This window comes from uncultured Fibrella sp. (assembly GCF_964250085.1).
Taxonomy (GTDB): domain Bacteria; phylum Bacteroidota; class Bacteroidia; order Cytophagales; family Spirosomataceae; genus Fibrella.
Map to the genome: position 1 here is coordinate 930,976 of NZ_CAXUEC010000002.1, position 24,168 is coordinate 955,143.

General features: G+C 52.4%; 25 protein-coding genes and 1 pseudogene. 4 read left to right on the forward strand and 22 right to left on the reverse strand.

The window, feature by feature from the left end; genetic code table 11:
- Positions 1-2: 2 nt before the first annotated feature.
- From ACFE8Q_RS09350 to ACFE8Q_RS09375, 6 genes are all read right to left on the reverse strand, one after another.
- Positions 3-1,067: a family 43 glycosylhydrolase gene (locus tag ACFE8Q_RS09350; protein WP_375445103.1), complete on the reverse strand. Its 1,065-nt coding sequence runs from the start codon at positions 1,065-1,067 to the stop codon at positions 3-5.
- 138 nt (positions 1,068-1,205) lie between these two features.
- Positions 1,206-2,729, reverse strand: coding sequence for a RagB/SusD family nutrient uptake outer membrane protein (locus ACFE8Q_RS09355; RefSeq protein ID WP_375445104.1), 1,524 nt, complete (start codon positions 2,727-2,729; stop codon positions 1,206-1,208).
- A 69-nt stretch (positions 2,730-2,798) separates the two neighbouring features.
- On the reverse strand, positions 2,799-6,239 hold the full coding sequence (locus tag ACFE8Q_RS09360) for a SusC/RagA family TonB-linked outer membrane protein (protein ID WP_375445105.1): 3,441 nt from the start codon (positions 6,237-6,239) through the stop codon (positions 2,799-2,801).
- Positions 6,240-6,349: 110 nt separating this feature from the next.
- Complete coding sequence (locus ACFE8Q_RS09365) at positions 6,350-7,405, reverse strand: FecR family protein (RefSeq protein ID WP_375445106.1); 1,056 nt, start codon at positions 7,403-7,405, stop codon at positions 6,350-6,352.
- Between the two features lie 210 nt (positions 7,406-7,615).
- Positions 7,616-8,200 carry an RNA polymerase sigma factor gene (locus ACFE8Q_RS09370; RefSeq protein WP_375445107.1) on the reverse strand — a complete coding sequence of 195 codons (585 nt, stop codon included), beginning with the start codon at positions 8,198-8,200 and terminating at the stop codon, positions 7,616-7,618.
- 91 nt (positions 8,201-8,291) lie between these two features.
- Positions 8,292-8,855 (reverse strand): hypothetical protein, encoded by a 564-nt coding sequence (locus ACFE8Q_RS09375; protein WP_375445108.1) that lies wholly within the window; start codon positions 8,853-8,855, stop codon positions 8,292-8,294.
- A 178-nt stretch (positions 8,856-9,033) separates the two neighbouring features.
- On the opposite strand from ACFE8Q_RS09375, the gene ACFE8Q_RS09380 reads away from it, so the two are divergent.
- The gene (locus tag ACFE8Q_RS09380) at positions 9,034-9,900 is read left to right on the forward strand and encodes a YitT family protein (protein ID WP_375445109.1); all 867 of its coding nucleotides are present in this window, start codon (positions 9,034-9,036) and stop codon (positions 9,898-9,900) included.
- Positions 9,901-9,962: 62 nt separating this feature from the next.
- Here ACFE8Q_RS09380 and ACFE8Q_RS09385 read toward each other — a convergent pair whose 3' ends face one another.
- From ACFE8Q_RS09385 to ACFE8Q_RS09400, 4 genes are all read right to left on the reverse strand, one after another.
- Positions 9,963-10,361 carry an Hsp20/alpha crystallin family protein gene (locus tag ACFE8Q_RS09385; protein ID WP_375445110.1) on the reverse strand — a complete coding sequence of 133 codons (399 nt, stop codon included), beginning with the start codon at positions 10,359-10,361 and terminating at the stop codon, positions 9,963-9,965.
- Positions 10,362-10,429: 68 nt separating this feature from the next.
- Positions 10,430-10,744, reverse strand: coding sequence for a hypothetical protein (locus ACFE8Q_RS09390; RefSeq protein ID WP_375445111.1), 315 nt, complete (start codon positions 10,742-10,744; stop codon positions 10,430-10,432).
- Between the two features lie 158 nt (positions 10,745-10,902).
- Positions 10,903-11,229, reverse strand: a complete 327-nt coding sequence (locus ACFE8Q_RS09395) for a hypothetical protein (protein WP_375445112.1) — start codon at positions 11,227-11,229, stop codon at positions 10,903-10,905.
- Positions 11,230-11,234: 5 nt separating this feature from the next.
- Positions 11,235-11,792: an RNA polymerase sigma factor gene (locus tag ACFE8Q_RS09400; RefSeq protein ID WP_375445113.1), complete on the reverse strand. Its 558-nt coding sequence runs from the start codon at positions 11,790-11,792 to the stop codon at positions 11,235-11,237.
- Between the two features lie 144 nt (positions 11,793-11,936).
- On the opposite strand from ACFE8Q_RS09400, the gene asnS reads away from it, so the two are divergent.
- The gene (gene asnS, locus ACFE8Q_RS09405) at positions 11,937-13,403 is read left to right on the forward strand and encodes an asparagine--tRNA ligase (protein ID WP_375445114.1); all 1,467 of its coding nucleotides are present in this window, start codon (positions 11,937-11,939) and stop codon (positions 13,401-13,403) included.
- Between the two features lie 188 nt (positions 13,404-13,591).
- Positions 13,592-14,044, forward strand: coding sequence for a PA2169 family four-helix-bundle protein (locus ACFE8Q_RS09410; protein WP_375445115.1), 453 nt, complete (start codon positions 13,592-13,594; stop codon positions 14,042-14,044).
- Positions 14,045-14,132: 88 nt separating this feature from the next.
- On the opposite strand, the gene ACFE8Q_RS09415 is transcribed toward ACFE8Q_RS09410, so the two are convergent.
- The 12 genes and pseudogenes from ACFE8Q_RS09415 to ACFE8Q_RS09470 all read right to left on the reverse strand — a co-directional run bounded on the left by ACFE8Q_RS09415 (position 14,133) and on the right by ACFE8Q_RS09470 (position 21,671).
- Positions 14,133-15,002 carry an aldo/keto reductase gene (locus ACFE8Q_RS09415; protein WP_375445116.1) on the reverse strand — a complete coding sequence of 290 codons (870 nt, stop codon included), beginning with the start codon at positions 15,000-15,002 and terminating at the stop codon, positions 14,133-14,135.
- Between the two features lie 134 nt (positions 15,003-15,136).
- A pseudogene (locus tag ACFE8Q_RS09420) lies at positions 15,137-15,301 on the reverse strand (prephenate dehydrogenase); the annotation flags it as partial.
- A 280-nt stretch (positions 15,302-15,581) separates the two neighbouring features.
- A complete protein-coding gene (locus ACFE8Q_RS09425) occupies positions 15,582-15,824 on the reverse strand; it encodes a putative toxin-antitoxin system toxin component, PIN family (protein WP_375445117.1) in 243 nt (80 codons plus the stop codon).
- Positions 15,821-16,048 (reverse strand): hypothetical protein, encoded by a 228-nt coding sequence (locus ACFE8Q_RS09430; RefSeq protein WP_375445118.1) that lies wholly within the window; start codon positions 16,046-16,048, stop codon positions 15,821-15,823. Before ACFE8Q_RS09430 ends, ACFE8Q_RS09425 begins: the two co-directional genes overlap by 4 nt.
- Before the next feature lie 67 nt (positions 16,049-16,115).
- Positions 16,116-16,973 carry a prephenate dehydrogenase gene (locus ACFE8Q_RS09435; RefSeq protein WP_375445119.1) on the reverse strand — a complete coding sequence of 286 codons (858 nt, stop codon included), beginning with the start codon at positions 16,971-16,973 and terminating at the stop codon, positions 16,116-16,118.
- Positions 16,970-18,127 carry a pyridoxal phosphate-dependent aminotransferase gene (locus ACFE8Q_RS09440; protein WP_375445120.1) on the reverse strand — a complete coding sequence of 386 codons (1,158 nt, stop codon included), beginning with the start codon at positions 18,125-18,127 and terminating at the stop codon, positions 16,970-16,972. The genes ACFE8Q_RS09435 and ACFE8Q_RS09440 overlap by 4 nt, the downstream gene beginning before the upstream one ends.
- A 181-nt stretch (positions 18,128-18,308) precedes the next feature.
- Positions 18,309-18,848, reverse strand: a complete 540-nt coding sequence (gene atpH, locus ACFE8Q_RS09445; RefSeq protein WP_375445121.1) for an ATP synthase F1 subunit delta — start codon at positions 18,846-18,848, stop codon at positions 18,309-18,311.
- Positions 18,849-18,861: 13 nt separating this feature from the next.
- Positions 18,862-19,356: a F0F1 ATP synthase subunit B gene (atpF, locus tag ACFE8Q_RS09450; RefSeq protein ID WP_375445122.1), complete on the reverse strand. Its 495-nt coding sequence runs from the start codon at positions 19,354-19,356 to the stop codon at positions 18,862-18,864.
- Between the two features lie 165 nt (positions 19,357-19,521).
- Complete coding sequence (atpE, locus tag ACFE8Q_RS09455; protein WP_370723402.1) at positions 19,522-19,767, reverse strand: ATP synthase F0 subunit C; 246 nt, start codon at positions 19,765-19,767, stop codon at positions 19,522-19,524.
- Positions 19,768-19,830: 63 nt separating this feature from the next.
- Positions 19,831-20,934 carry a F0F1 ATP synthase subunit A gene (gene atpB / locus ACFE8Q_RS09460; protein ID WP_375445123.1) on the reverse strand — a complete coding sequence of 368 codons (1,104 nt, stop codon included), beginning with the start codon at positions 20,932-20,934 and terminating at the stop codon, positions 19,831-19,833.
- 19 nt (positions 20,935-20,953) lie between these two features.
- On the reverse strand, positions 20,954-21,316 hold the full coding sequence (locus ACFE8Q_RS09465) for a hypothetical protein (RefSeq protein ID WP_375445124.1): 363 nt from the start codon (positions 21,314-21,316) through the stop codon (positions 20,954-20,956).
- Between the two features lie 109 nt (positions 21,317-21,425).
- Positions 21,426-21,671, reverse strand: a complete 246-nt coding sequence (locus ACFE8Q_RS09470; RefSeq protein WP_375445125.1) for an AtpZ/AtpI family protein — start codon at positions 21,669-21,671, stop codon at positions 21,426-21,428.
- 154 nt (positions 21,672-21,825) lie between these two features.
- On the opposite strand from ACFE8Q_RS09470, the gene ACFE8Q_RS09475 reads away from it, so the two are divergent.
- Positions 21,826-24,084, forward strand: coding sequence for a tetratricopeptide repeat protein (locus ACFE8Q_RS09475; RefSeq protein ID WP_375445126.1), 2,259 nt, complete (start codon positions 21,826-21,828; stop codon positions 24,082-24,084).
- Positions 24,085-24,168 lie beyond the last annotated feature (84 nt).

Genomic DNA, 24,168 nt, shown 5'->3' on the forward strand with positions numbered 1-24,168 from the left:
GTTTATTCACCCGCCGGACGCTTGAGGTAAGTCGTGGCGGGGTCGGGCGCGCCGAAGTCGGGCGAGCCGTCGGCTTTAAAGGTAAACGGCTGCATGCGGATCGACCGGAAATCGGCGCAACCCTGACCAGGAGCCGGGTTGGCATGGTAGATGATCCAGTTCTCTGTTCCAGACACGGATTTAAAAAAGCCGTTATGCCCCACGCCGTAGGTGCCGCCACTCGCGTAGGGGCCAAACACAGGCGTTGGCGATTTTACCCATGAAACGGCATTCAACAGATTACTCGTCGTGTCAGCCGATAACTGGCCAAGCGCGTATAAGTCTGTCGCACAATAGCTTGCCGAGTAAATCAGGAATACTTTTCCGCCGTTGACCAGAAACTCCGGCCCCTCATTGACGCCAAATCCCTGTTTCTCCCAGCTATAATCGGGCGACGAAACACGTACCCGGGTTCCGGTGGCAACCGTATAGGGATTTATCAATCGGGTCATGTAAATATACTGTGCGCCCCCCAAGTCATTGTCCCAGCCCGACCAGGCAAAATAGAGCTGGTTGTTCAGGTTGAGGAGCGTGCCGTCGATAGCCCATTTATTGTCGGGCAGGTTGAGTTGCCCCCGTTCTGCCCACGTACCTGTGGTTGGATCGGCCGATGTGTTTTCCAGCACAAACATCCGGTGATTTCGGTCAACGCCATCGTCGGCAGTGTAATAAATGTACCATTTACCATTCACACTGTGCAGTTCCGGGGCCCAGATATTCCGCGAGTTGGAACCCGTGGCGGGGGGCGTCCAGACAGTGACGGGTTGCACCGAACTGAGGCGGCTCATGGTGCGGGTTTTGTAGATACGGATGCTGTTGCCGGTGGTGTGCATCACGTAATAAAACCCATCGCGTTGCGCTACCCAGGGGTCGGGGCCAACGGGGAGTATCGGGTTTTTGAACTTCCCGACCGTATCGACTGCCACCACGGGCGGCGTCGGCGTTACGCTCCCGTTGTTGGTTGTTTTGCAGCTATATCCGCCAATAAAACAGAGCAGGATAAGCGTTGAGAAAAGCGCGTTTTTCATCGTTGAGGGCAAAAGATAGAAAATGCTATTGTATTGCTGACGCGTGGCCCTTCGACAGGCCCAGGGTGACAAGCCCACTCAAGTTTGTCACCCTGAGCCTGTCGAAGGGCCACGCGTCAGCAATACAATAGCAAAAATCTAGTAATTCGGGTTCTGCGTCAGGTTCGGATTTAAGTCCCGATCGAGTTGTGGAATGGGCAGCAGTTCGCTCTTACCCTTCACGAAGGTCGAGAAGGCCGGGTCGCGAACGGCCAGTTGCGGGCCGAGGTCGCCCCAACGCGCCAGATCATTCCAGCGGTGGCCTTCGCCCGATAGCTCAGTGAGGCGTTCGTGCTTTATCTGCGCCAGGAACTGCGCCTGCGAAAGGCCCGGTTTTGCCACCGATAAGGCTGGCAATCCCGCCCGCCGACGTACCTGATCAACATAGGCGTAGGCCTGCGTGGTTTTGCCCGTGGCATTCAGCGCCTCAGCGTACATCAGCAGCACATCAGCGTACCGGATATACCGCCAGTTGTTGGGCGATCGGTAGCCTTCTTCGTTTTTCCAGTGGTCATTCTGAAACTTGCGGAACCAGACACGCTTGTTGTTCGTCCCGTACCGCTGCGTAAACGTCTGCCCGTAGATCTGGGTAAAGTTGGGGCCACGCACATCGGTCGAATCAAACAGGTACGACGCTTCCAGACGGGGATCACGGGCGCCGGTGGTCGTTTTTTCGTTGAATTCGTAGATCGGCCAGCGGGTTGCTTCACCGTCTGACCAGCCGATGCCGCTTGGGCCAAAGAACTGCGCCAGCGAGGTGCCGTAGTTCTGGTTTGGTGTCTCGGTATCGTCATCCGTGTATTCGGCGGGGTTGATCTGAAATTGCCATTCAAAGACCGACTCTTTGTTGTTTTCCGTCGTAATCAGGAAGTTATCCCGGTAATTGGGCATCAGCGCATACACCGTTTTTCCTTCGCCGTCGGCCAGCCATTGCAGGGGCGTCAGGGCTTCGGTATACTTCTGCTGCTGCATCTGCGCTCTAGCCAGCAACGCATACGCAGCCCCTTTGGTAGCGCGACCTAAATCGGCTGATCCGTAGGTAGTTGGCAATACGGCAGCGGCTTCGGTCAGGTCTTTCTCAATCTGCGCCCACACCTGTGCACTGGTCGACGAGCTGGGTTTATCACCCACTACCGACGTCCGCAGAATCAGCGGCACATTGCCCCACAGCGTCACCAGGTGGTAATAATACATCGCCCGCAGAAACTTGGCTTCCCCAACATAGCGGCCTTTCAGCGTAGCGTCCATGGTGATAGTGGGTACGTTATCAATCACCTGATTAGCCCGGTTGATTCCGATGTAGTTGTCGTTCCAGACGGCGTAGGCATTGCCGTAATTGTAATCAGTCACCAGAAACTGATCCATGTTATTGACAATATCGACGGCTGGGCTCTGGCTCCGTCCTTCGTCTGACCGGATGATGTAGTAGAACGGCATCCAGCGCGAAATGCCGCCCCGGTGCATGGTGCTATAGACCGAATTGACCCCAGCCAGCGCTTCGTCGGGCGTTTTCCAGAACGACTGAGCCGTTATCTGGTTCGGGTTCACTATATCTAAGCTTCGATCGCAGCCCGCCAGCATCAGAGCGGCGGCTACGGTTAGCGATATGATGCTATTTTTCATGATGATTTGTTTACCTCACCCCCAGCTCCTCTCCGTCAGAGAGGGGCTGGGGGTGAGGTCTTTAATGTGTTAAAAATCGCAGTTGATACCAACCGACACCACGCGGGGCGATGGCCAGTGCCCATTATCAACACCCCGCTCCTGAATATTAGCGCCCGTCACGTCGGGATCGAGACCCGTGTATTTGGTGATGGTAAACAGGTTCTGGCCGCTCACATACACGCGGGCATTACGCACCTTGATGCGGTCGAGCAGCGTACGTGGCAGCGTGTACCCGATTTCTACGTTGCGCATCCGTACATACGAAGCATCTTCCAGCCAGCGGTCGGTATACGCGAAGTTGTTTGAGGCGATACCTACATCGCTGGTCTCAATGCCCAGACGAGGGTCGTTCGTGTTCGTATTGGTCGGTGACCAGGGGCTCACATTGCTGCGGAAGTTGGTCAACTGGTAGCTGTCCAGTGTACGGCGCACATCATTGTATACCGTATAGCCAAACACACCCGTTACTTGCACATTCAGGCTAAACTGACCGTACGATGCGTTGAACTGTGCACCGGCCTGTAGCTTGGGCCAGGGCGACGAGACGAAAACCCGGTCGTCGTTCTGCCGAATCTGTCCGTCGTTATTCGCGTCAACGTACCTGATATCGCCCGGCTTGGCGTTCGGTTGAATCAACTGACCAGTTGGCCCCTTGTAATTATTGATCTCTTCCTGGCTCTGGAAAATACCGGCCGTTTTCAGCACGTACCATTGTCCCACTGGCAAACCAACCTGCGAACGGGTGTTTCCACTCTGAATGTAGTTAATGTTCTGGCCCTGATTACCAACGTTTTCGACCGTGTTTTTGATCGTCGTAAAATTGCCCGACACATCCCACTTAAATGGATGCTCGTTGTTGCGATACGTGGCCGAAAACTCGACGCCCTGGTTACGAATCGACGCCGTATTGACAAATGGATTACCGCGCAGGTTACCCAGATAACCCGGTACGGCCAGGTTCAGAATGGCATTGTTCGACAGCGAGTTGTACACGTTGATTTCTGTCGTGATCCGGTTATTCAGGAAGCTCGCCGAAACGCCGTAGTTCTGCTGAATGCGTTCTTCCCAGCGCAGGTCAGGATTGGCCAGTTGAGCCTGATACGCACCTACGTTTGGGGTCTGATCGGCTCCGAAAATAGCTCTCGGGTTGTTGTTGATGAAGGCCGTGTATGGGAACGACCCCAGGTATGGAACCACAATGCCGAGTTTACCATACGACGCGTTCAGTTTCAGGTCGGAGATCCAGTCAACGTGGAAAAACTTCTCCTGACTGATGCGCCAGGCCGCCGCTACTGACGGAAAAAAGCCGGTGCGGTAGTTGGCCCCGAAGCGTGAATCCTGATCCACGCGGCCGGTGAACGTCAACAGGTAGCGATCGTTATAGGCGTAGTTGACCCGACCCAGATAGCCCAGAATCCGGTAGTCGTCGGGAGTGCTGCCTGCCGAGTTGGAAATACCCGTGGCGGCATTGATGGTTGTGAAATACTGGCCGCCCGCAAAGCCGAGGTCAGTTCGTGAGCCTGATGTAATGTCCCGCCGCGTTGTTTGCTGACTGATTCCCACCACGCCATTGATGCTGTGAGCACCAAACGCTTTGTTAAAATTCAGCGTGTGCTCAAAGAGCAAACTCAAATACCGCGACCGGTCTTCGCCCACTGAGCTGGGCACCGGCGAGGCACTGTATTGATACGTACCCAGTTGGCGCAGGTTCTGCGTGTAATCGAAGCTCACTTCCAAACCAGCATTGGCCCGGTAAGTGAGCCAGTCGGTCAGCTTCACGTCGAGATAGGCATTGCCCACCAGCTTGGCAAAGTTGCTCTTGTTGCTCACCAGGTTACGAACCGCCACCGGGTTGAACGCATACGAAACAGCGTCGGGGTTAGTGCCAATCCCGTACCCACCCGGATTGGCTGCGTTAACGTACCTGGGGTCCTGAACGGGAATCACCGGCAGCGCACTCGCCATATCGTAGATGGGGTTTCCCGCCGGGAAATTCTGGATGTTCGAGTTCGTCAGCAGCGCATTTTCGCCAAACGTAAATCGACCCGTCTGGCTCTTGGTATTGATGCGCAAACTAGCCCGGTCGAAGCCGCTGCCGATGACGTACCCCTGGTTGTTGAAATAACTTCCCGAGATCAGGTACGTTCCGGTTTTGGTGCCGCCCGACAGCGTCAGATTATAGTCCTGAAGGCTACCCGTTTGCAGTACCTGATCCTGCCAGTTGGTGTTGATGTTGGGGTTGAACGTACCCACGGCAACGCTGGAAGGCGGCGTTTGGCCGGCGTTCTGATACTGGGTACGTTGCAACGCGGCAAAACCCGCCGCGTCGGTCACGTTCCAGCGTTTGTAGACCTGCTGACCGCCGTATTTTCCCGAGAACGAGACGCGGATCGGACCTTCTTTACCCTGTTTTGTGGTAATAATCACCACCCCGTTAGCCGCCCGTGACCCGTAAATGGCCGCCGCCGACGCATCTTTCAACACCTGGATCGACTCAATGTCATCGTTGTTGATCGTTGGGTTGGCATCGGCGATCATGCCGTCGATGATGTAAAGCGGGTCGGTGTTCAGAAAGCTGGCCACCCCCCGAATCTGAATAGACGCCTGTTGCCCCGGTACACCCGAATTCCGCACGGTTACCCCCGGTGATAAACCCTGGATAGATTCGGCCAGCGAATTGGCCGTTACTTTATTTGCCTGCGTCGGACTGATCACATCGTTGGCACCCGTGAGGTCTTTCTTGCGAACTGACTGATAGCCAATCACAACCACTTCGTTCAGCGTCCGGTCGTCGGGCACCAGTTGTACGTTGATGACCGTCTGATCGCTGATGGCAACGTCCTGCGTTGTGTAGCCAACGCTACTGATGGTGAGCGTTGTGGCGTTGTCGCTGGCGTTGATGGTGAACTTACCGTCGGCATCGGTCGTGGCCCCGTTGTTGGTGCCTTTCTCAATGACGTTTGCACCGGGTAAGCCCTGATTAGTTTCGTCCGTTACCCGTCCCGTAATTCGTTTAACAACAGCCTCAACGGCCTGCGCCACCACGTCGGAACGGTCCGTGGCTGGGTTTGCTAAAGGGGTCGCCGATACAGGTTTATCGGCGGGTGCCGCCTGAATGACGAAGAGATTCTCCTTGATTTTTCGGAACCGTAATCCTTGCCCATTCAGTAGCTGGTTGAGGGCCTGCTCAAGTGTAGCACCCGAGGGATCGACCTGTGTCTGGCGGCCGTTCAGCAACTGGTCATCGTACGCAAAGTTGACATGGTATTTCTGTTCGATCTCCGACAGCGCTTTTTTCAACGGCCGGGCACGGTTCAAACGGCTGTCGTCGTTTTGTGCATCAGGGTGTAACGCGATTCCCCTGCTATTCGTATTGGCCCTCGTCATCAACTGGGCAGCGGCCAATTGGGGCAGGCTGTACAGGCTTAGGCCAACCAACACAGATAAGGTAACGTACCTATTCTTCATGGTTTTGGATGATTAGAAATAAAGCTCGATCAATTCTGTATACTAAACCGATCAAGAAACTCGATTGATACTAGACTGTGTGCACCTCCCCGATGTTGAGAGGGGCCTGATTACTTATTTTTTCGGAGGTAAACGATGTTACTGTCTCGCTCGATAGAGAGATCAAACGTGGCAGCCAGCGTTGTCAGCAGCGTTTCCACATCCTGACTCGACAGGTTACCCGTAAACTGCCGATCAGCCAGTGTTTCTTCGTCGAAGACCAGCGTAAGCCCGTATGCGTCGCTCAATTGTTGGGCAACGGCGCGTAGGGGCGTCTTATCGAAAATAAATTGCTTCTGCGTCCAGGCCGTCTGTATTTCCGGGGCGGTTTCTTTCAGGGCTACCTGCTCAATACCCGGTCGGGCGGTGGCCACCTGACCGGGATGTAGCTCCAGCACCCTGGCTTTGGTGTCGCCCGGCCGGATGAGTTCAACCTTGCCTTCTACCAGGGTCACATCGGTCTGTCCACGCCGCGAGTTCACGTTGAACTGCGTTCCCAATACCTGCACATCGAGGCCCGGCGTGTGGGTGATAAATTTCACCCGCTGCCCGGATACGGCCTTTTTGGTCACGACAAAAAACCCCTCCCCATCCAGCCATACCTCACGGGCCTGCCCATCTGCCCAATCGTCGCGGTAGGTTAAGGTTGAGTTGCCGTTGAGTTGTACCGTCGATCCATCGGGTAGAACGAGGGTGCGGGTTTCGCCAAAAGCAGTATGTTCTTCATGCTGGTGCTGCCGCTCACGAACGTACCAGCCCGTTGCCAACGTACCCAGCAAACCTGCCATGACAGCCGCTACTTTCCAACCATTCAGCCACCGCCGACGGGTGGCCCGACTTGCCAGGTCAATAACGGGCGTGGCCTGATCAGCGTGAGCCTGTTCCAGAATAGACCAGATGCGCTCGTAGCTGGCATCGGTCAGGTCGTCGTAGTTAGCGCGCAGGTGAAGCAGCAGTGAGGCCGCATCGTCGACCACCGATTGTTGTTCGGGATGGCGCAGCATGAACGTGTGCCAGAACGACATAGTCGCCTCGTCGGGCTGAAGCACCCACCGCCGAAACGACTCGTCGAGGACAAAGTCACGGATGGTAAACTGCGAATAGTCGGATGGTTGATCAGTAGGCATTCCCAAGGTTGGCATTCCGGTTATGTTCCGGGCGATTTCCTACAGAAGAAATCATGCCTCCTTTTTATCCCTCACGAATGCAAAAAAATATGAGATGAAGGAAATTAGTGGGTAATTGGAGATTGGATAAATGAGTAATTGCTCCGCTATTATACAACAACGTACCTGAGCGAAGCATTTACCCAATCCCCCAATTACTCAATTACCCATTTACATGAGCAGCAGCATCAGTACACTGTTGCCCACACGTTTTTGAAGGGCGGCAATGGCCTTGTAGATAATCTTGTAGGCCGACGACTGCTCGATATTCATGACACCGGCAATTTCTTCGTAGCTCAGGTTATCGAAGTATTTCAGAAACAGCGCCTCTTTTTGCCGGGGCGGCAGGGCATTCAACTCAACCAGCAAAGCAGCCGACTGCTCGGCCGAAATCTGCGAATCCAGCCAGGTTGGTTCGTAGTGAAATTCGACCTGAAAATCCAGCGCGTCGGGGTCGGGGTCGAAGCGCTGCTCGGCTTGCAGGCGGCGAACAATTTCGCGCCGGAGGGAGCGCATGAGGTAAAACTTGATTGAGTCGGTGCGGCCTAGGCGGTCGCGGGTTTCCAGGATGTTGAGGAACAGATCTTGCAGGCAATCTTCAGTGACCTGTCTGTTCTGGGCAATTTTATAGCCGTAGTTATAGAGCGTTTTGGCATAACGCTCATACATGTACGCGTAGGCGGCTCTGTTTCCAGTTAGAAAGTCGTCCCAAAGTGCAGCGTCGGAAGAATAGGTATACACGCTTAAGGGTACCATGTCAGTGTTGAGCAAATCTATACTCAAGATAACTCATTCCTCGTGGAAACAGACAAATTTCTCTATAAATAGGAATGAAAGAAGGTGTCGTTTACAACCTCACCGACACATTTTCCTGCACATGGGCGGGTGTTGCATCCAGGGTTTTCAAATACTCTTCGCGTTGTTTCAATTGCACTTTCAACGAAGCAATTTCGGCGGTAAGCCGTTGCCATTCAGCGTCCTGCGTAAAGTCGTAGGTAACGCGTTTTGTAATCTGCACGCTGGCCGTGCTGTAGTTGATGGTGTTGTTGCGCACGATCGGGTCATCAGTGGGTTCGTCGGTTTCCCCAAGCGACGTGGCCGAACTGGTCGGCATGGGCAGCGATGAGGCCGAAACCGGTTCGAGCGTCTGATCAGCGCCTTCCTGCCTGGGTGCCACAACCGGATGCTGGGTAATGGCCCGCAGCTCCTGCGCCTGGGCTACACTGTGGTTTTTAAGGCGGGCAATGATCGCTTTGATGTATACCTCGTACCGCTTCATTTCCACATACGTCTTTAGCAGATCGTAGTTTCCACTGTCGATAATCTGCTGAGCGTGATCGGTTGCCAGGCGCACAATGCCTGTTTTCGACATGGTTCGGTCAAGGGTGCCAATTGGTTTTATTAAGCCCATACGATGCTGTTTTGATCAAAAGTAAACCCTCTAAATTAAGTCTGGAAGGTAATACGGACAAGTTTGATTCTGCTTTATTGGCGTACTCACCTAACGATACTCGGCTGGATGCCGTTATAAACCTAACCGGCCCTGCGATAACTGACAGGGCTATTTTTTACTGATCTCACTCATACTTATGGCTAAAAACCCATCTACCCATTACATCCGCGATGCGGCCTTTATCATCGCCGGTATTCTCAGTGTAGGGCTCGGACTGAAAGGTTTTTTGTTGTCCAGCCAGTTTATCGACGGCGGCGTAACGGGCATTTCAATGCTGCTGGCATCCCAGACAGGTCTGCCTCTGGCGGCAGGAATCGTAGTCATTAACCTACCATTCATATGGTTGGGTTATAAGCAGATCGGTCGGGAATTTGCTATAAAAAGCACACTAGGCATTGCCGGTTTATCGGCCTGTCTTGTGCTCGTTCCCTACCCGGACATCACACCCGACCTGCTGCTGACCTCGCTCTTTGGCGGCTTTTTCATTGGCGCAGGCATTGGCCTGTCTATGCGTGGTGGAGCGGTTCTGGATGGTACCGAAGTGGCCGCGCTGGTCATCAGCCGTCAGGCTACGACCATGAAAGTGAGCGATGTCATCTTACTGTTGAATGTGGTCATTTTCGGGGCGGCCGCTTTCTTCCTGACCATTGAACTGGCGCTGTATTCCATGATCACATACTTCGCCGCTTCCAAGACCATCGACTTCATCGTTCATGGTATCGAGGAGTACACGGCTATTCTCATCGTTTCCGAAGAATACGACGTTATTCGTGAGCAGGTGTCAGCCGCAGGCTGGGGACTTACGGTGCTGAAAGGGGCTCAGGGCCACGGCAAACGCGGCGATCTGGCCCAGGATGTCGATGTGCTGTACGTTGTCGTTACCCGACTCGAAATCAGCAAATTACGCTCAACCATCCTGACGATTGATCCGAAGGCGTTTCTGATTCAATACCCCGTCGACGATGTATTGGGTGGTCAGATCAAGAGTCTGCCTTTGCATTAATAAAGAAAGTCGTACATGGCTGGTGCCGTGTACGACTTTACGCAATTACGCTACCGACAAATCTAGCTTACCTCCACAACCACTTCTGGCTTTTTAGGGACGGTGAGGATCAGCACGCTGTTTTCCTGCCTGGCAACAATACCCGTCGTATCAACGCGGTTGCTGAGGGGCAATGCCCGTTCGAACGATTTTAGTGGGTATTCCTGCAGGAGGAAGTTCGGGTCGTTGGCCGTATCGTGAGCGCGTGTTCCCTGAATGATCAGTTGGTCGTTGAGGACGCTGATTTTGATATCTGCCTTATCGAAGCTGACCGCGTAAACGATCACTTTGTAGTGGTCGCCGTGGTCTTCAACGTTCATAGGTACGTTGTGTTTTGGCCGACGCCAGCCTCCGAGAAAGGGACGAATGAATTGCGAAAAAGGAGAGCCATGCTGTTGATGGCGGTGTTGGTGATGATGCATGTTCTTGTTGTTTATTGGATTGGTTGTATACACGAATGAGGCGGTTGAACTGATCGGAATGGCCAATTTTACAGCACGAAATCTTCGCTCCGACGATCAAATGACTCGATTGGAATGGGACGTTGTGGTTTGTTTTGCTGAACGAAATCGGCGTATTCGGCATCACTCATGGTGCGAATCCGATCGGTGAATTCCATCCGGCGCGATTGCCAGGGGCTACCCCATCGAGTTGGGTAACCTGACCCACCGCCAAACGCCCGGCGGCGGATGAAACGAAGGGCTCCGCCAACGATGAGTGCGAATAAGGCCAGCCGTAAAAAGAAGAACGGGAAGGCTACTAAAGCCGCGCCAAACACAATGGCGGGTACTATAAAGCGAGGCATACGGTTCATTATCCTTGTTGAAAGCCGGGGTTGTAAACGGCTTCAAACAGGATGACGCATGAGTCGGGAAATTACTTTAACGAAAATGAAAAAAAGTTTGGTTATTTTTTTATAAGCTGATTATCAACCCTATAAGGTCTCGAAAGTACCTTATAGGGTTAGGCTCCTCCCCTCCGCCTCCGCCATTGCTCCCGGAAACGGGCCTTTTCTTCGTCGCTCATCTGTTGCCATTTGGCCTTCCAGGAAGGGCCGGCAAACCGGTTGTGACTATCGCCCCAACGGCCGCCCCGACCAGGCCAGTTGCCAAACAGAAGTCGGCTCAACAGCATCAAGCCAGCCGCCTGCCAGATCGTGACGGGACGTACCTGCACGACGCACACCAGTACGTGGTTCCAGAGCCACATCACAGCGGCAGACAGGATGGCCGCACTGAGCAACACAAAAAAGGGAATCCAGATGAAGCGGCGTTTAGGTCCGTAGCGCATGGTTGTCAGGAGTTCGACAGTTCGTCGTAGAGTGATTGGAGCCGCTTACGAAGATACTGCACCGCGTAGCGTTTCCGCGAAATTATAGTCTTCAGGTTTTCGCCCGTCAGGTCGGCAATGGCCTGCAATGTCTGATCTTCCAGTTCATTCTGAACAAACACGCTTCGTTGATTGTCAGGCAACTCAGCAAGCGCCTGCATCAGTTCGTCCCAGATCAGATCCCGAAAAGCCGGGTCATCCGCCGATTCGGGGTCGGCCAGCAACAGATCATCCAGTGAAAGATCGTCTTCATCATCGTTATCGCGGGTGGCATCCGTCAGTGTTACCTCGCGGGTACGTCGGTAACGGTCGGTAATCCGGTTGCGGGCCACTTCATAGAGCCATCCGCTGAGGCTACTGATCTGATCCAGATCAACCACGCGACTCAGTTGATACCAAACATCCTGTAGAATATCCTCGGCGTCTTCCTCTGTTCGCACCCGGTCGCGGATAAACCCAAACAATCGTCCCCCATACTGCTTCACAGCATCGAGTACAGTACGTTTGGGGGCTTCGCTAGACATGGGGGCGAAAGTATGTCGGACAGTTATCAATTAGCAGGGAACAATGATCAGTGGCTCTGCAAGGGGCCTTTCCGGGCTATACAATGCGCAAGCGGCGCTGATAACTGTTCCCTGATAACTGATAACTGTTTTATCTTTGTCCCCATGAGTTACCTACCTGTTAAGCAATTGCTTCAGACGGAACCTGGCCAGACCGTGACGGTGAAAGGCTGGGTACGTACCAAGCGCGAGAGCAAAAATGCCGTATTCGTGGCCATCAACGACGGCTCGACGATCCACACCATTCAGGCCGTGGCCGAAGCCGGTTTCCTGCCCGACGACACCCTGCGCCTCATCACTACCGGTGCCTGCGTGGCCATTACGGGCGAGCTAGTTCCTTCACAAGGCGTGGGCCAGGCCGTAGAGGTGAAGATTGCCGATGTGCACATCTACGGCCCCGCCGATCCGGAGAAATATCCGCTTCAGCCCAAGCGGCATTCGCTTGAGTTTCTGCGCGAGATTGCTCACCTGCGCCCCCGCACCAACACGTTCAGCGCTATTTTGCGGCTTCGCCACGCGCTGGCGTTTGCAGTGCATAAATATTACAACGACAACGGGTTCTACTACCTGAATACGCCCATCATCACGGCCTCTGACGCCGAAGGGGCCGGTGAAATGTTTCGCGTATCGACGCTCGACCCGATCAATCCACCAAAGACGGAAGACGGTAAGGTCGATTACAGCCAGGATTTCTTTGGCCGCGAAACTAACCTGACCGTATCAGGGCAACTGGAAGGCGAGTTGGGGGCGCTGGCACTGGGCAAGATTTATACGTTCGGGCCAACCTTCCGCGCCGAAAACTCGAACACCACCCGCCACCTGGCCGAGTTCTGGATGATCGAGCCCGAGATGGCGTTCTTCGAGCTGGAAGACAACATGAATCTGGCCGAAGACTTCGTTAAAACGGTGATTCGGTACGCGCTCGACAATTGCGCCGACGACCTGGCTTTCCTGGAGAACCGCCTGAAAGAGGAGGAAAAGACGAAAAAGAAAGAAGACCAAAGCGACATGACGCTGACCGAAAAGCTCCGGTTCGTGGTCGATAATGATTTCGAGCGGCTGACCTACACCGACGCCGTAGAGATTCTGCGCAACTCGAAACCAGCTAAAAAAGGGCAGTTCCAGTATGAAGTAAGCTGGGGTATCGACCTGCAATCGGAACACGAGCGGTACCTGGTTGAAAAGCATTTCAGAAAACCAGTCATTCTCACCAACTACCCCCGTGCCATCAAGTCGTTCTACATGAAGCAGGACAATGAACCGGCTACCAACGAGCGGGGCGACGTGTTCGGCCCTACCGTTCGGGCCATGGATGTGCTGTTTCCTGGTATCGGCGAAATCATCGGCGGCTCGCAGCGGGAGGATAATCTGGAAAAGTTGACCACGCGTATGGCCGAAGTGGGTATCGAAGAGGAAGCCATCTGGTGGTATCTCGACACGCGCCGGTTTGGCTCAGCTCCTCACTCAGGTTTCGGCCTGGGTTTCGAGCGTCTGGTCCTGTTCGTGAGCGGCATGAGCAATATCCGCGACGTAATTCCCTTCCCCCGCGCCCCAAAGTCAGCCGAGTTTTAGAGATGATTCCCATGTAGGGGCGGGCCCTCGCCGAATCGGTCGTGGCCGCCCGCCTCGCGTAAGCAATACACCTACAAATCAACTTCCCGAAAGCCGCCCGGTTAATAAGCCGGACGGCTTTTTTTGAACATTGCCCCGCCGACATGGTTTTTCCTACAAGTGTTTAAACCATTCAATCAGCGTTAGTCATGATTAAGAACGAAGAGATTGTTGACGACCTCAACGAATTAGTAAAAATTAATAACGACCGGATTCAGGGCTACATGAAAGCCGTGGAAGACACGGAAGACACCCAGTTAGATCACCTTTTCAACGAGATGATTGTGCAGAGCCAGAACTTCCGTAGCCAACTGGCCGACCATATTGTACGCATTGACGGTTCGGCTGTTACTGAGGCCACGTCGACCGATGTGAGCAGCAAAATTCACCGCGCCTGGATCGATATTAAATCAGCACTTACAGGTAAAGACCGCGATACCGTATTAAGCTCAGTGACGTTTGGCGAAGACGCGGCCGTGGAAGCTTACGCGGAAGCGGTTGAGAAAGATCATCTGCCTGCGTATATCAAAGAAGACCTGACCAAGCAGTTGTCGGAGTTGAAGGCATCACGTGAGAAAATGGAAAGCCTGAAGTCGAAATAGATTCAGTGAATTCTCTACAAACAAGAAAAGGAGACGTTTTAAACGTCTCCTTTTCTTGTTTATGCCTTATCGAGCATCTTACCTTGACTTATTGTGGCAAGGGCATATCCTGAAGGTCTTCCTCCGTCAGCTTAATCGTAGCTGCTTTCGTATTTTCTTCCAGGTGTTTCACCGACGACGTACCTGGAATCAGTAACATCATTGGCGAAGCAGCCAATAACCAGGCTAGTGCAATTTGGTATTCACTGACACCGTGACGCGCAGCCACACGATGAACGGCTTCTTCATCTTTCAGATTACCGCCGCCCAACGGATACCACGGAATGAAGGCGATGTTTTGCTCTTCGCAGAATTTTAGCGTCGGGTTCCACTTTTGCTGGCCGAAGCTGTACATGTTCTGCACCGACACTACCTCGAAATACTGCTGCGCCTCTTTAATCTGCTCCACGTCGACTTCTGACAGGCCAATGTGTTTGATCTTGCCCTGTTGCTGCGCTTCTCTCAAAAAGCCCAGGTATTCTTCAGAGGGCACTTTATCGTCGAAACGGTGTAGCTGATACAGGTCGATCTGCTCTACTTTCAGGCGTTTCAGACTTCCGTTCAACGCCTCTTCCAGATGCTTCCGGCTGCCGTCGACTGGCCACTGATTCGGACCGGTGCGGAGCAAAGCGCCTTTCGTGGCCACGACAAGGCCTTCGGCGTAGGGATGCAGGGCTTCGGCAATTAACTCTTCCGACACAAATGGACCGTAGCTATCGGCGGTGTCGATAAAATTAATGCCCAGGTCGAGGCACCGTTTCAAGACACGCAGGGCTTCATCGCGGTCTTTGGGTGGCCCCCAGATGCCTTCGCCAGTGATTCGCATGGCACCGTAGCCCATTCGGTTTACGGTTAAATCGCCGCCGAGCGTGATGGTTCCAGAGGCTGTGGCGGGTTGTTCAGTTGTTGCGGACTGCATGGGTGTTGGTTGTTGACTTTATAAGGCCCGTACTCAGGCCTTCTTTACTTTACTAGTCAATACCAACAACTGTTTTCAACAATCGGTTTTTTCTTTCACGAAGTTCACTCCTAATGGCACCATGAACGTTTATCTTACCGTTTCTCGATGCCTTCCAGCACGCGGCGGATGACGTTGGCGCGGGCCATGAAATCGAGCGAGCCAGGTACGTTCCGTTCGTCGATCACGGCTTTGAAGCGTTGCAGGAAGTCGATGTAATCGGCCAGAGCCTGCGAGACGTTATCTCGGTTTTTATCAAAACGGGCGAGTCAAAGTGGTTGAGCAGGTTGTTACAAAAATATAGCTAAGACAAAGTCTCCCCACCTGAAAATTTAGTCTTGTAAAGCGAAGTAATTCTGAGTTAACTAGCCTTACCAATCAGGTTGATAAAATCAGCAAATGAGATAATTTGAGTCTGCTGCCATTGTTCGAGTACCAGTAGGTCACGATCACCAGTTATCAGATAATCAAGTGGCACGGTTTCAGCGAGTGCTAGTAAATAGTTATCCTTAGCATCGCGTGATCCGCTAACGACACGCGTCAGATAGTGATTTTTGTTACACGGGCAATGAGGTCCAGTGTTTCCTGTACCCGCTCCGGCTTTATATACTTCCGTAATTTCGGCCGTTTTATGACTGTGATATACTCAGTCAGGATTTCGGGGCAACCATGAATATTGAGGACATCCGAATAAGCTTCATCGAGTACTATATGGCTCAATATGCCCAAGTGCTTACCAATAGTGAAACTAATCCAGATATTAGCATCAAAGGCTACGTTCATGCCCGTTTCTTACGCTTACGTACCGCCAATACCTCATGCATAATGTCATCGTCGGTTAGCGGTACATCTGCAGGCGCATTTTGAACGTAGCGGCTTACCTGCTTTTCCAGCGTTTCAACTTCTACGAAATCGAATAGCTGGAGCATTTGCAAAAACGCTTCTTTTTTGACGGGGTCTATGCGAAGCATAACGCGATCGGCAGGCCGGTTAGGAGTAGGTTGCATAATCTATTAGGTTGATTCCTTTTCTTCTTGATTACTCGCAAAAAACAATAATCTATTTCTCCCGGTTCTACCGCTTCTCGATACCTTCCAGCACGCGGCGGATGACGTTGGCGCGGGCCATGAAATCGAGCGAGCCAGGTACGTTCCGTTCGTCGATCACGGCTTTGAAGCGTTGCAGGAAGTCGATGTAGTCGGCCAGCGCCTGCGAGACGTTGTCGCGGTTTTGATCAAAAATCGGTGCCCACATTTGAGGTGAGCTTTTGGCCAGCCGGACGGTACTGCTAAAACCTGTGCTTGCCATATCAAAAATCGCCTGCTCGTCTTTCTCTTTTTCCAGTACCGTCAGTCCTAGGGCAAACGCGCTGATATGACTAAGGTGCGATACATAGGCCAGATGCAGGTCATGCTCTTGTGGAGTCATGTAGAACAGTTTCATACCGATATCGCTGAACATGGCTTCTACCAGGCTCAGGCTATCGGACTGGCTTTTCTCCCGGTCGCAGATGATCAGGTTTTTACCCGGTAATAATTCCCGAAAAGCCGCACCAGGGCCTGAGTTCTCCGTGCCCGCCATTGGGTGTGCTGCTACAAACTGGGTACGTTTCGGATGCAGATCAGCCAACGCACAGATTCCCTCCTTGGTTGATCCCAAGTCCAGCACAGTACCGTTGGCGGGCAGTTGATCGAGAACGGCTGGCAGTAGGTTCAGGATGGTATTTACAGGTGTGGCCAGTACAACCAACGTGCTTTGGGCAACGGCTTCGTCCAGCAGCATCATCTCATCGACAATGCCTTTCGCCAGGGCTAGTTGGCCATGTACGGCTGAGGCGTCGACGCCGATGAAGCGTGCTTTGGGGTATTTATCGCGAACAGCTAAGGCAAATGAGCCACCAAGCAAGCCAACACCAACGATTGTAATTGTCATAAGAGTAATCGGTTTACAGCCTGCTCAATCCGTTCTTTCGGCATACAGAGCGATACCCGGATGTAGCGGTTTCCTTTAGGACCGAAGATCAGGCCTGGGGCAATGAAAATGTGTTTATTGTATAGCAGATCATCGACCAGAGCCTCGGCTGATGGAATACTGTCAGGCAGTTTAGCCCACAGGAACATACCTTCCTGGTCACGGGCATACGTGCACCCCAGCGTATCCAGAAACGAATAAGCGGCTTCCAGGCGGCCCTGATACACGGCGTTGCGTTCGGCATGCCATTCGTCAGAGTTTTGTAAAGCCGTTGCCGCCGCTTGTTGTAGCGCCAGAAACATGCCCGAATCGACGTTACTTTTGATGGTCAGTACTGCATCAATATACGGTTTCGCGCCAGCCAGCCAGCCAACACGCCAGCCAGCCATATTGTGCGACTTGCTCATCGAATTCAACTCGACGGCCACCTCTTTAGCTCCGTCTATGGAAAGCAGGCTAATCGGCGCTTTTTTGTTTAGCACCAGGCTATAAGGATTATCATGACACAACAGCACCTTGTGGTCCTGCGCAAACCGGACGGCTTCCTCGAAAAGGCGCTGCGTAGCGGGTGCGCCCGTAGGCATATGCGGGTAGTTCAGCCAGATGATCCGGGTACGTTCCGTTAGCTGGTCGGCCATCTGCTGCCAGTCCGGTTGCCAGCCTTGATGCTCTAGCAAGGTGTATTCAACCACGTTTGCGCCCACCATCTGACTTACAGCCCGATACGCCGGATACCCTAGCTCGGGCACCATCACCTCATCGCCTTCATTCAAAAACGTCAACGAAAGGTGCGTGATCGCTTCTTTTGAGCCAATCATCGGCAACAATTCGGCTTCCGGATCCAGCGTAACGCCGTAGGTATGGGCATAATAATCGGCTATTCCCTGACGGAGCGCGGGAATACCTTTGTACGATTGATAGCCATGTGCGGTCGGGAGCCGGGCTGTTTCTGAAAGCGTCGCTACGGTTGCTTCAGACGGCATCATATCGGGATTGCCAATACCGATATTGATCACATCGTGACCTGCCGCCTGTAACTTGCGTACTTCGGCGAGTTTGATGGAGAAATAATATTCCTGTGCCTGATTGGCGCGGTGGGCAAGGGGGATAATCACTAAGTAAGCTGGGTACGTGAATGAATAAACCGATCAGAAAAGTGATGAAGAAGGTAGTTATGTTGCTGACATTGAGCTTTTAGCGAGGCCCTCTCAGGTACGTTTGCCTGAACATATTACCCACAAAAATACAAAAGCCGCCCCAGACCGGGGCGGCTTTTGCCTGTAATGCAGTCAATCGTTAGTTCATAAACTTCAGTCGAAGGTCATTCAACTGGGTTCGAAGCGACGCGTCGATTTGCTGGTCGCCTACACGCAGGACATACCCGCCGATGAGTTTAGCGTCCTGCTTTTCGTCGAGTTCAACACTTTTGCCGCCTGTCAGAGTCTGCACTTTCGCCTTTAGCTGTTTGCGCAGTTCTTCGGTCAGTGGCACGGTTGTGATCACCGTAGCCCGTTCAACACCTTTCAGTTTATCGAACTGGGTACAGAAAGCGACGGCAATATCTTCCAGGATATTATCGCGGCCTTTCTGGGCGACGATATGAAAGAACGACATCGTCATCGGGTTCAGCTTGCTACCAAATACCGCGTTGATGATATTCCATTTTTTCGCGTTACGCACAATCGGGTTCTTGAGCAGCACCCCTAAAGCGCGGTTCTCGGAAATTGTACGCTGGAAATAGAGCATGTCGCCATACATCTCTTCCACAATGCCTTTTTCCTGGGCCAAGTCAATGAGTGACTTGGCGTACCGGGCAGCAACCGTTGAAATAGCCATCGTTTACTACCGTTTAGTTTAACCGTGATGAAGACACTAGGTCCTGTACCAGTTTCTCCTGAGACGCCTTGTCTGTCAGTTCGCGACGCAGTACTTTCTCAGCCACTTCAATCGACAGGTTAACCACGTCTTTCTTCATCGAAGCCACCAGTGCCTGACGTTCGTTTTGCATGGCGTCACGAGCCTGTTCCAGCATACGCTGCCCTTCAGCGGCGGCTTTATCGCGGGCGTCGGCAACCATCTTGTCGGCAGTTTCCTTGGCACCACGTAGAATCGTGTCGCGCTCGATCCGGGCCTGAGCCAGAATCTGCTCGTTTTCCGATTTCAGTTTGGCCATCTCTCCGCGCGTTTTTTCGGCGAGGTCAAGGGCACCCTGAATGCTGTTTTCGCGCTCTTTCAGGCTATCGGTAATTGGTCCCCAGGCAAATTTGCGGAGAAGAAAAAACAGTAAACCAAAAATGACTACTTGCCAAACTAACAGGCCAATGTCGGGGGTAAGCAGGTTCATAGTAAATTATAAATTAGCGTAATGAGTCAAGAAATAATAGGCTCTCTTTTGTTTTGATAGTAGCCTGCCAACGGCAACCCCAATTGGCAGGCTAGCTAAAAATTCGGTGTATCCCGTGCGTCGTCGCCTAATGCTCAGACAGGACACGTACTGATAACCAAGCGATTAAGCCAGGGCAACCAGCAGACAGATAACGGCAGCGAACAGAGCCACGGCCTCGATCAGGGCGGCAATGATCAGCATGGCGGTCTGGATACGACCGGCAGCTTCTGGCTGGCGGGCAATGCCCTCCATCGCGCTACCACCGATACGACCAATACCAAGACCAGCACCAATAGCGGCCAGACCAGCACCAATAGCGGCACCCATAATGGCTACACTACCAGTTGCTTCCAATAAGATTGACAGCATGAAAGCTAACATCTTCAAACAGATTTATATGTGAAAAAGAAACAAAAGAAAGCAAATTAAAAACTACCCTATCTCGTCGCCGGGACCTTCGTAACCGATGCCATGATCGGCTTCGTGATGATCTTCAATGGCGCTGCCGATATACATCGACGTGAGGAGGGTAAAGATGAATGCTTGCAGGAAAGCCACCAGCAATTCGATCAGGTTCATGAAAAGCGTAAAGGGAACAACGATCAAGCTGACACCATACCCCGTACCGGCACTTGCCTGACCAGCGATGAAGATCAGCGAAAGCAGGGCCAGAATGATAATGTGACCGGCGGTGATGTTAGCAAATAACCGGATCATCAACGATAATGGCTTCATGAATAAACCAACAATCTCGACCGGAATCATGATCGGCAACAGGGCCACAGGCACACCCGTAGGTTTTACCAGGTGCATCCAGTAGTGCTTGTTTCCGCTGAAATTGGTAACGAAGAAGGTAATAAGGGCCAACACCATTGTAACGGCAATGTTTCCGGTCAGGTTGGCGGCACCTGGCAACAAACCAAGCAGATTGTTTACCAGGATGAAGAAGAACAACGTAAGCAGATAAGGCAAGTACTTCTCGTACTTTGGACCCAGGTTCGGCTTCGCGATCTCGTCACGAACAAACATTACAATCGGCTCCAAAAGCGACTGAAGGCCTTTGGGTGCCTTTCCTTTGTTGACGGTATAACTTTTGGCGATTGATGTAAAAACGAAAAGCAGGATGATCGCACTGAGCAGCAGCGACGCTACGTTCTTTGAGATCGAGAAGTCACGCACGTGTACGTCTTCCAGCGGCTTACCGGCTTCATCGACCCGCTCAACGTGGCCATGTTCCAGCTTATACCCGTTGTATACTTCACCGTGAGCCAGACGTGATGATGAAAAAACCTCAACGCCCCGATCGGCTGAATATAAAATAACGGGTAGTGGTAATGTGAGTCCGTGGGCGAACTCCCAGCCTTTATCGTCGCTGATGTGGTGAGTGATCATATCACCAACCTTAAATCCTTTTTTCTCTTCAGCGTGGGTTTCATGGCCACCCTCGGCGGCGTGATCCTGCGCAAATGCACCCGCTACGGTGCTGAACAAAAGGGCAAAAGCGAGCAAAAATCTCTTAATTGACGAACTCATCATATGAAATAAGTAAGCGTTTCTACGAATCGCGCCGCAATTTACGCGTAAGGCCGTAGATTTCAAAACTGGTGTAAACTAAATACAATCCAAGAAAGCTCAGAACGAAGATTTTACGGCCAGGTACGTTGTTGTAGAGCATAACGCCCATAAAGGCCAGGCTTAAAATTAGTTTGGCGGTAGTAAATGCCAGGAAGAAAGTGGTGAATTGCGCTGATTTTGGGTCTTTTACGAAACTCATCAGCCGGTGGAGTAACACCGACAGCATGGTATAGAAGAGCAGCAAATAGGGCCAATACGGATGCAGCCAGTTTGGTTTGTAGAATCGGTCAGCTACAAAAAATACAATTCCTAAGAAAGCCGTTAACAGTAAAGAATCACGCATTTGCTGTATATTTTCTTTTCGATACCATTAACCTGGTTTTAATATGCATACGACCTATAATACCAAATAAAATATGGCTGATCTGGCTAACACTAGCAAACTATTTGCCTTAGTTTTTAGGCAGTTGTTTGATAAAAAGGTAGAGCGACGCGAAAATGGCGAACAATGATAGCCCGATTGTCCAGCCGGGCGTTTTGTTACCCTGCCATTGATCGAGTTTCATACCGGCATAAACCCCTACGCCGATGGTGCCCAGCATTTGTATACCAATGCCACTGTATTGCGCGAAAGCCGACGGGCGACGGTCATCGCTGTTACCCTGAGATGGCTTGTTTGGGTTTTCTGGTGGATTCATCGTTGGAAAATAGCTAATTTCGTCCTTCTGGCACAGGATTCGATACGTTGACTGGCAGTAGGCTCGTTTTATTTATAAACTGATCTACCCTTATTTTATCGCTTCCACGAAGGTACGTCCCGAAAATGGGCAAACGACAACTTCTTTACCTTGTATGCACCATTCCCGACCTACTTATATCGCTTCATTAGGCCTAATTGCCGGGCTGGCGGGTGCATTCTGGTCTTGTTCGCAGCATAGTAACGGCTCTGTTAGTAAAGGCTATCATAACCTGACGGCTCACTTTAACGCGTACGTCATGGCCCGTGATGACATCGACGAAGTGGAGCGGTATCTGTTTAAGAACAGGCAGGAAAACTATAACGAAACGTTGCCCATCCTGCTGCCACTTGATTCCAACGCGACCCAGCCGGTTCGACCGCAGCTCGACGATGCCATCAAGAAAGCGTCGTTGGTAGCCGAGCGGCATCAGAACAGCAAGTGGGTGGATAATGCGTATGTACTCATCGGCAAAACCCGCCTGTATCGGCAGGATCTACCGAATGCCATTGAGGTGTTTAAGTATGTCAATACGAAAGGAACCGACGAAGACGACAAGCACGAAGCCCTGATTCTGCTGATGCGGGCCTACACCGAATCGGGCGATTTCCCGAACGGCCTGACTGTTGCCGAATACCTGCGGGCACAACCGCTGAACAAAGAAAATACCCGCGACTTTTACCTCACAAAGGCCTATCTACATCAGCGCAAAGGCGAGGCGCTGGTCGCCGCGGGTATTCTCGACGCGACATTCCCGTTCCTGAAAAAGTCGGAAGCTACGGCCCGGCTTCACCTGATTGCCGGCCAGTTGTACGAGTCGGCAGGAAAGGCAGCGCAGGCGAATGAGCATTTTCAGCAGGTGTTACGTACCCGACCTAATTACGATCAGGAATTCTTCGCGAACATCTACCTGATGCAGGCCGACGGCAACGATCCAAAACAACTGGCTCGTAATGCCGAGCGGTTTGAGGAAATGTTGAACGACCGAAAAAATTCGGACCTGAAAGACAAGATTTATTTTACGATGGGCAAGGCCGACGCCCGTCGCGGTAACTACGATCGGGCGTTGGTCAACTTCAATAAGGCCATTCAGACGGGGATCAGTAATACGGCACAGGTTCCGCTGACCTATGCCGAAATGGGAAATCTGTATTTCGAGAAGAAGCGCAACTATGGCAAAGCGCAGGCGTATTACGACAGTTCGCTGGCCTTGCTGCCGCAGAATCACGCCATGTATACTACGCTGGCCAACCGGAAGAAATCGCTCGATGAGTTTGTGAATAACCAGACCACGATCGACCGGGAAGATAGCCTGCAACGAATGGCGCAAATGAACCCCGCCGCGCTGGATCAGTTGCTGGATAAACTGATTGACCAGCGCGAAAAAGAAGACGCCGCCCAGGCCGAACTGGCAAAACAGGTGACAGGACGTACCAACCTGTCGGGTGCGCAGGCGACCAATTCTGATCTGGCTCCCAACGACCGCTGGGTATTGTATAACCCGGTTCAGATGGCACAGGGAAAACAGGAATTTATGCAAGTCTGGGGAAACCGTCCACTCGCCGATGACTGGCGCAGGCAGAACAAAGATGCCTCGCAGGCTATTGCCAGTGAGACGAGTGCGCTCAACGGCAACAACCCCGCCAATGCCACCAATCCGGCTACGCCGCTGGCGGCAGCAGGGGCAGGAACACGCCCGCCCGTGGTGAATACGCTGAACCAGCGAAAAGCAAAGAAAGACGATCTATATCGACAAATTCCGTTTTCGGCGGATGCCCTGCAAAAGTCGAACGATCTGCTCGAATCGGCTCTTTATCGGCAGGGCAAGCTGTACAAATTCCAGCTAGACCAGCCGCTGCTGGCTATGGCCACCCTTGACCGGTTGCTGGTTCGTTACCCCAATTCAAGCTATCGGCCGGAAGCGTATTACCTGATGCATCTGGCGGCCGAACAGGCGGGCAAGCCTTCGCCGTGGCGCGACAAATTACTGACTGAATTTCCGACCTCATCGTATGCTAGACTGCTGAGTGCGGCCAGTAATTCGGCCCTGGCCAACGGCACCGAAACGGGCAAAGGTGGTGTGAATGAGATTGCGGCCAATCAAACCTACGCCAAGCTATACGAGTTGTACCAGTCTGGCAACAGCACCGAAACGCTGGCTCGCGTAGAAGCTGCGCTGGGTACGTTCGGCGGCTCAAAAATTGCCGACAAGATGGCGCTGCTACGAATTATCCTGATTGGCCGGGTTCAGGGCGTCGATGCGTATCGGCAGGCCCTGGGCGAATTCGTTCGCGATTATCCGCTGAGTCCATTACTTTCACATATAAAAGAACGCCAGGCCGCTGCCGAGCAGCTTACGGCGAAAAGGAAATAAAGGTAAAGTTCAACGGCCAGGGTTCAATGTCCAATGGCAGTACCAACCTGTAGCTTAACGCTGGCACCTATACGTTGAAACTTG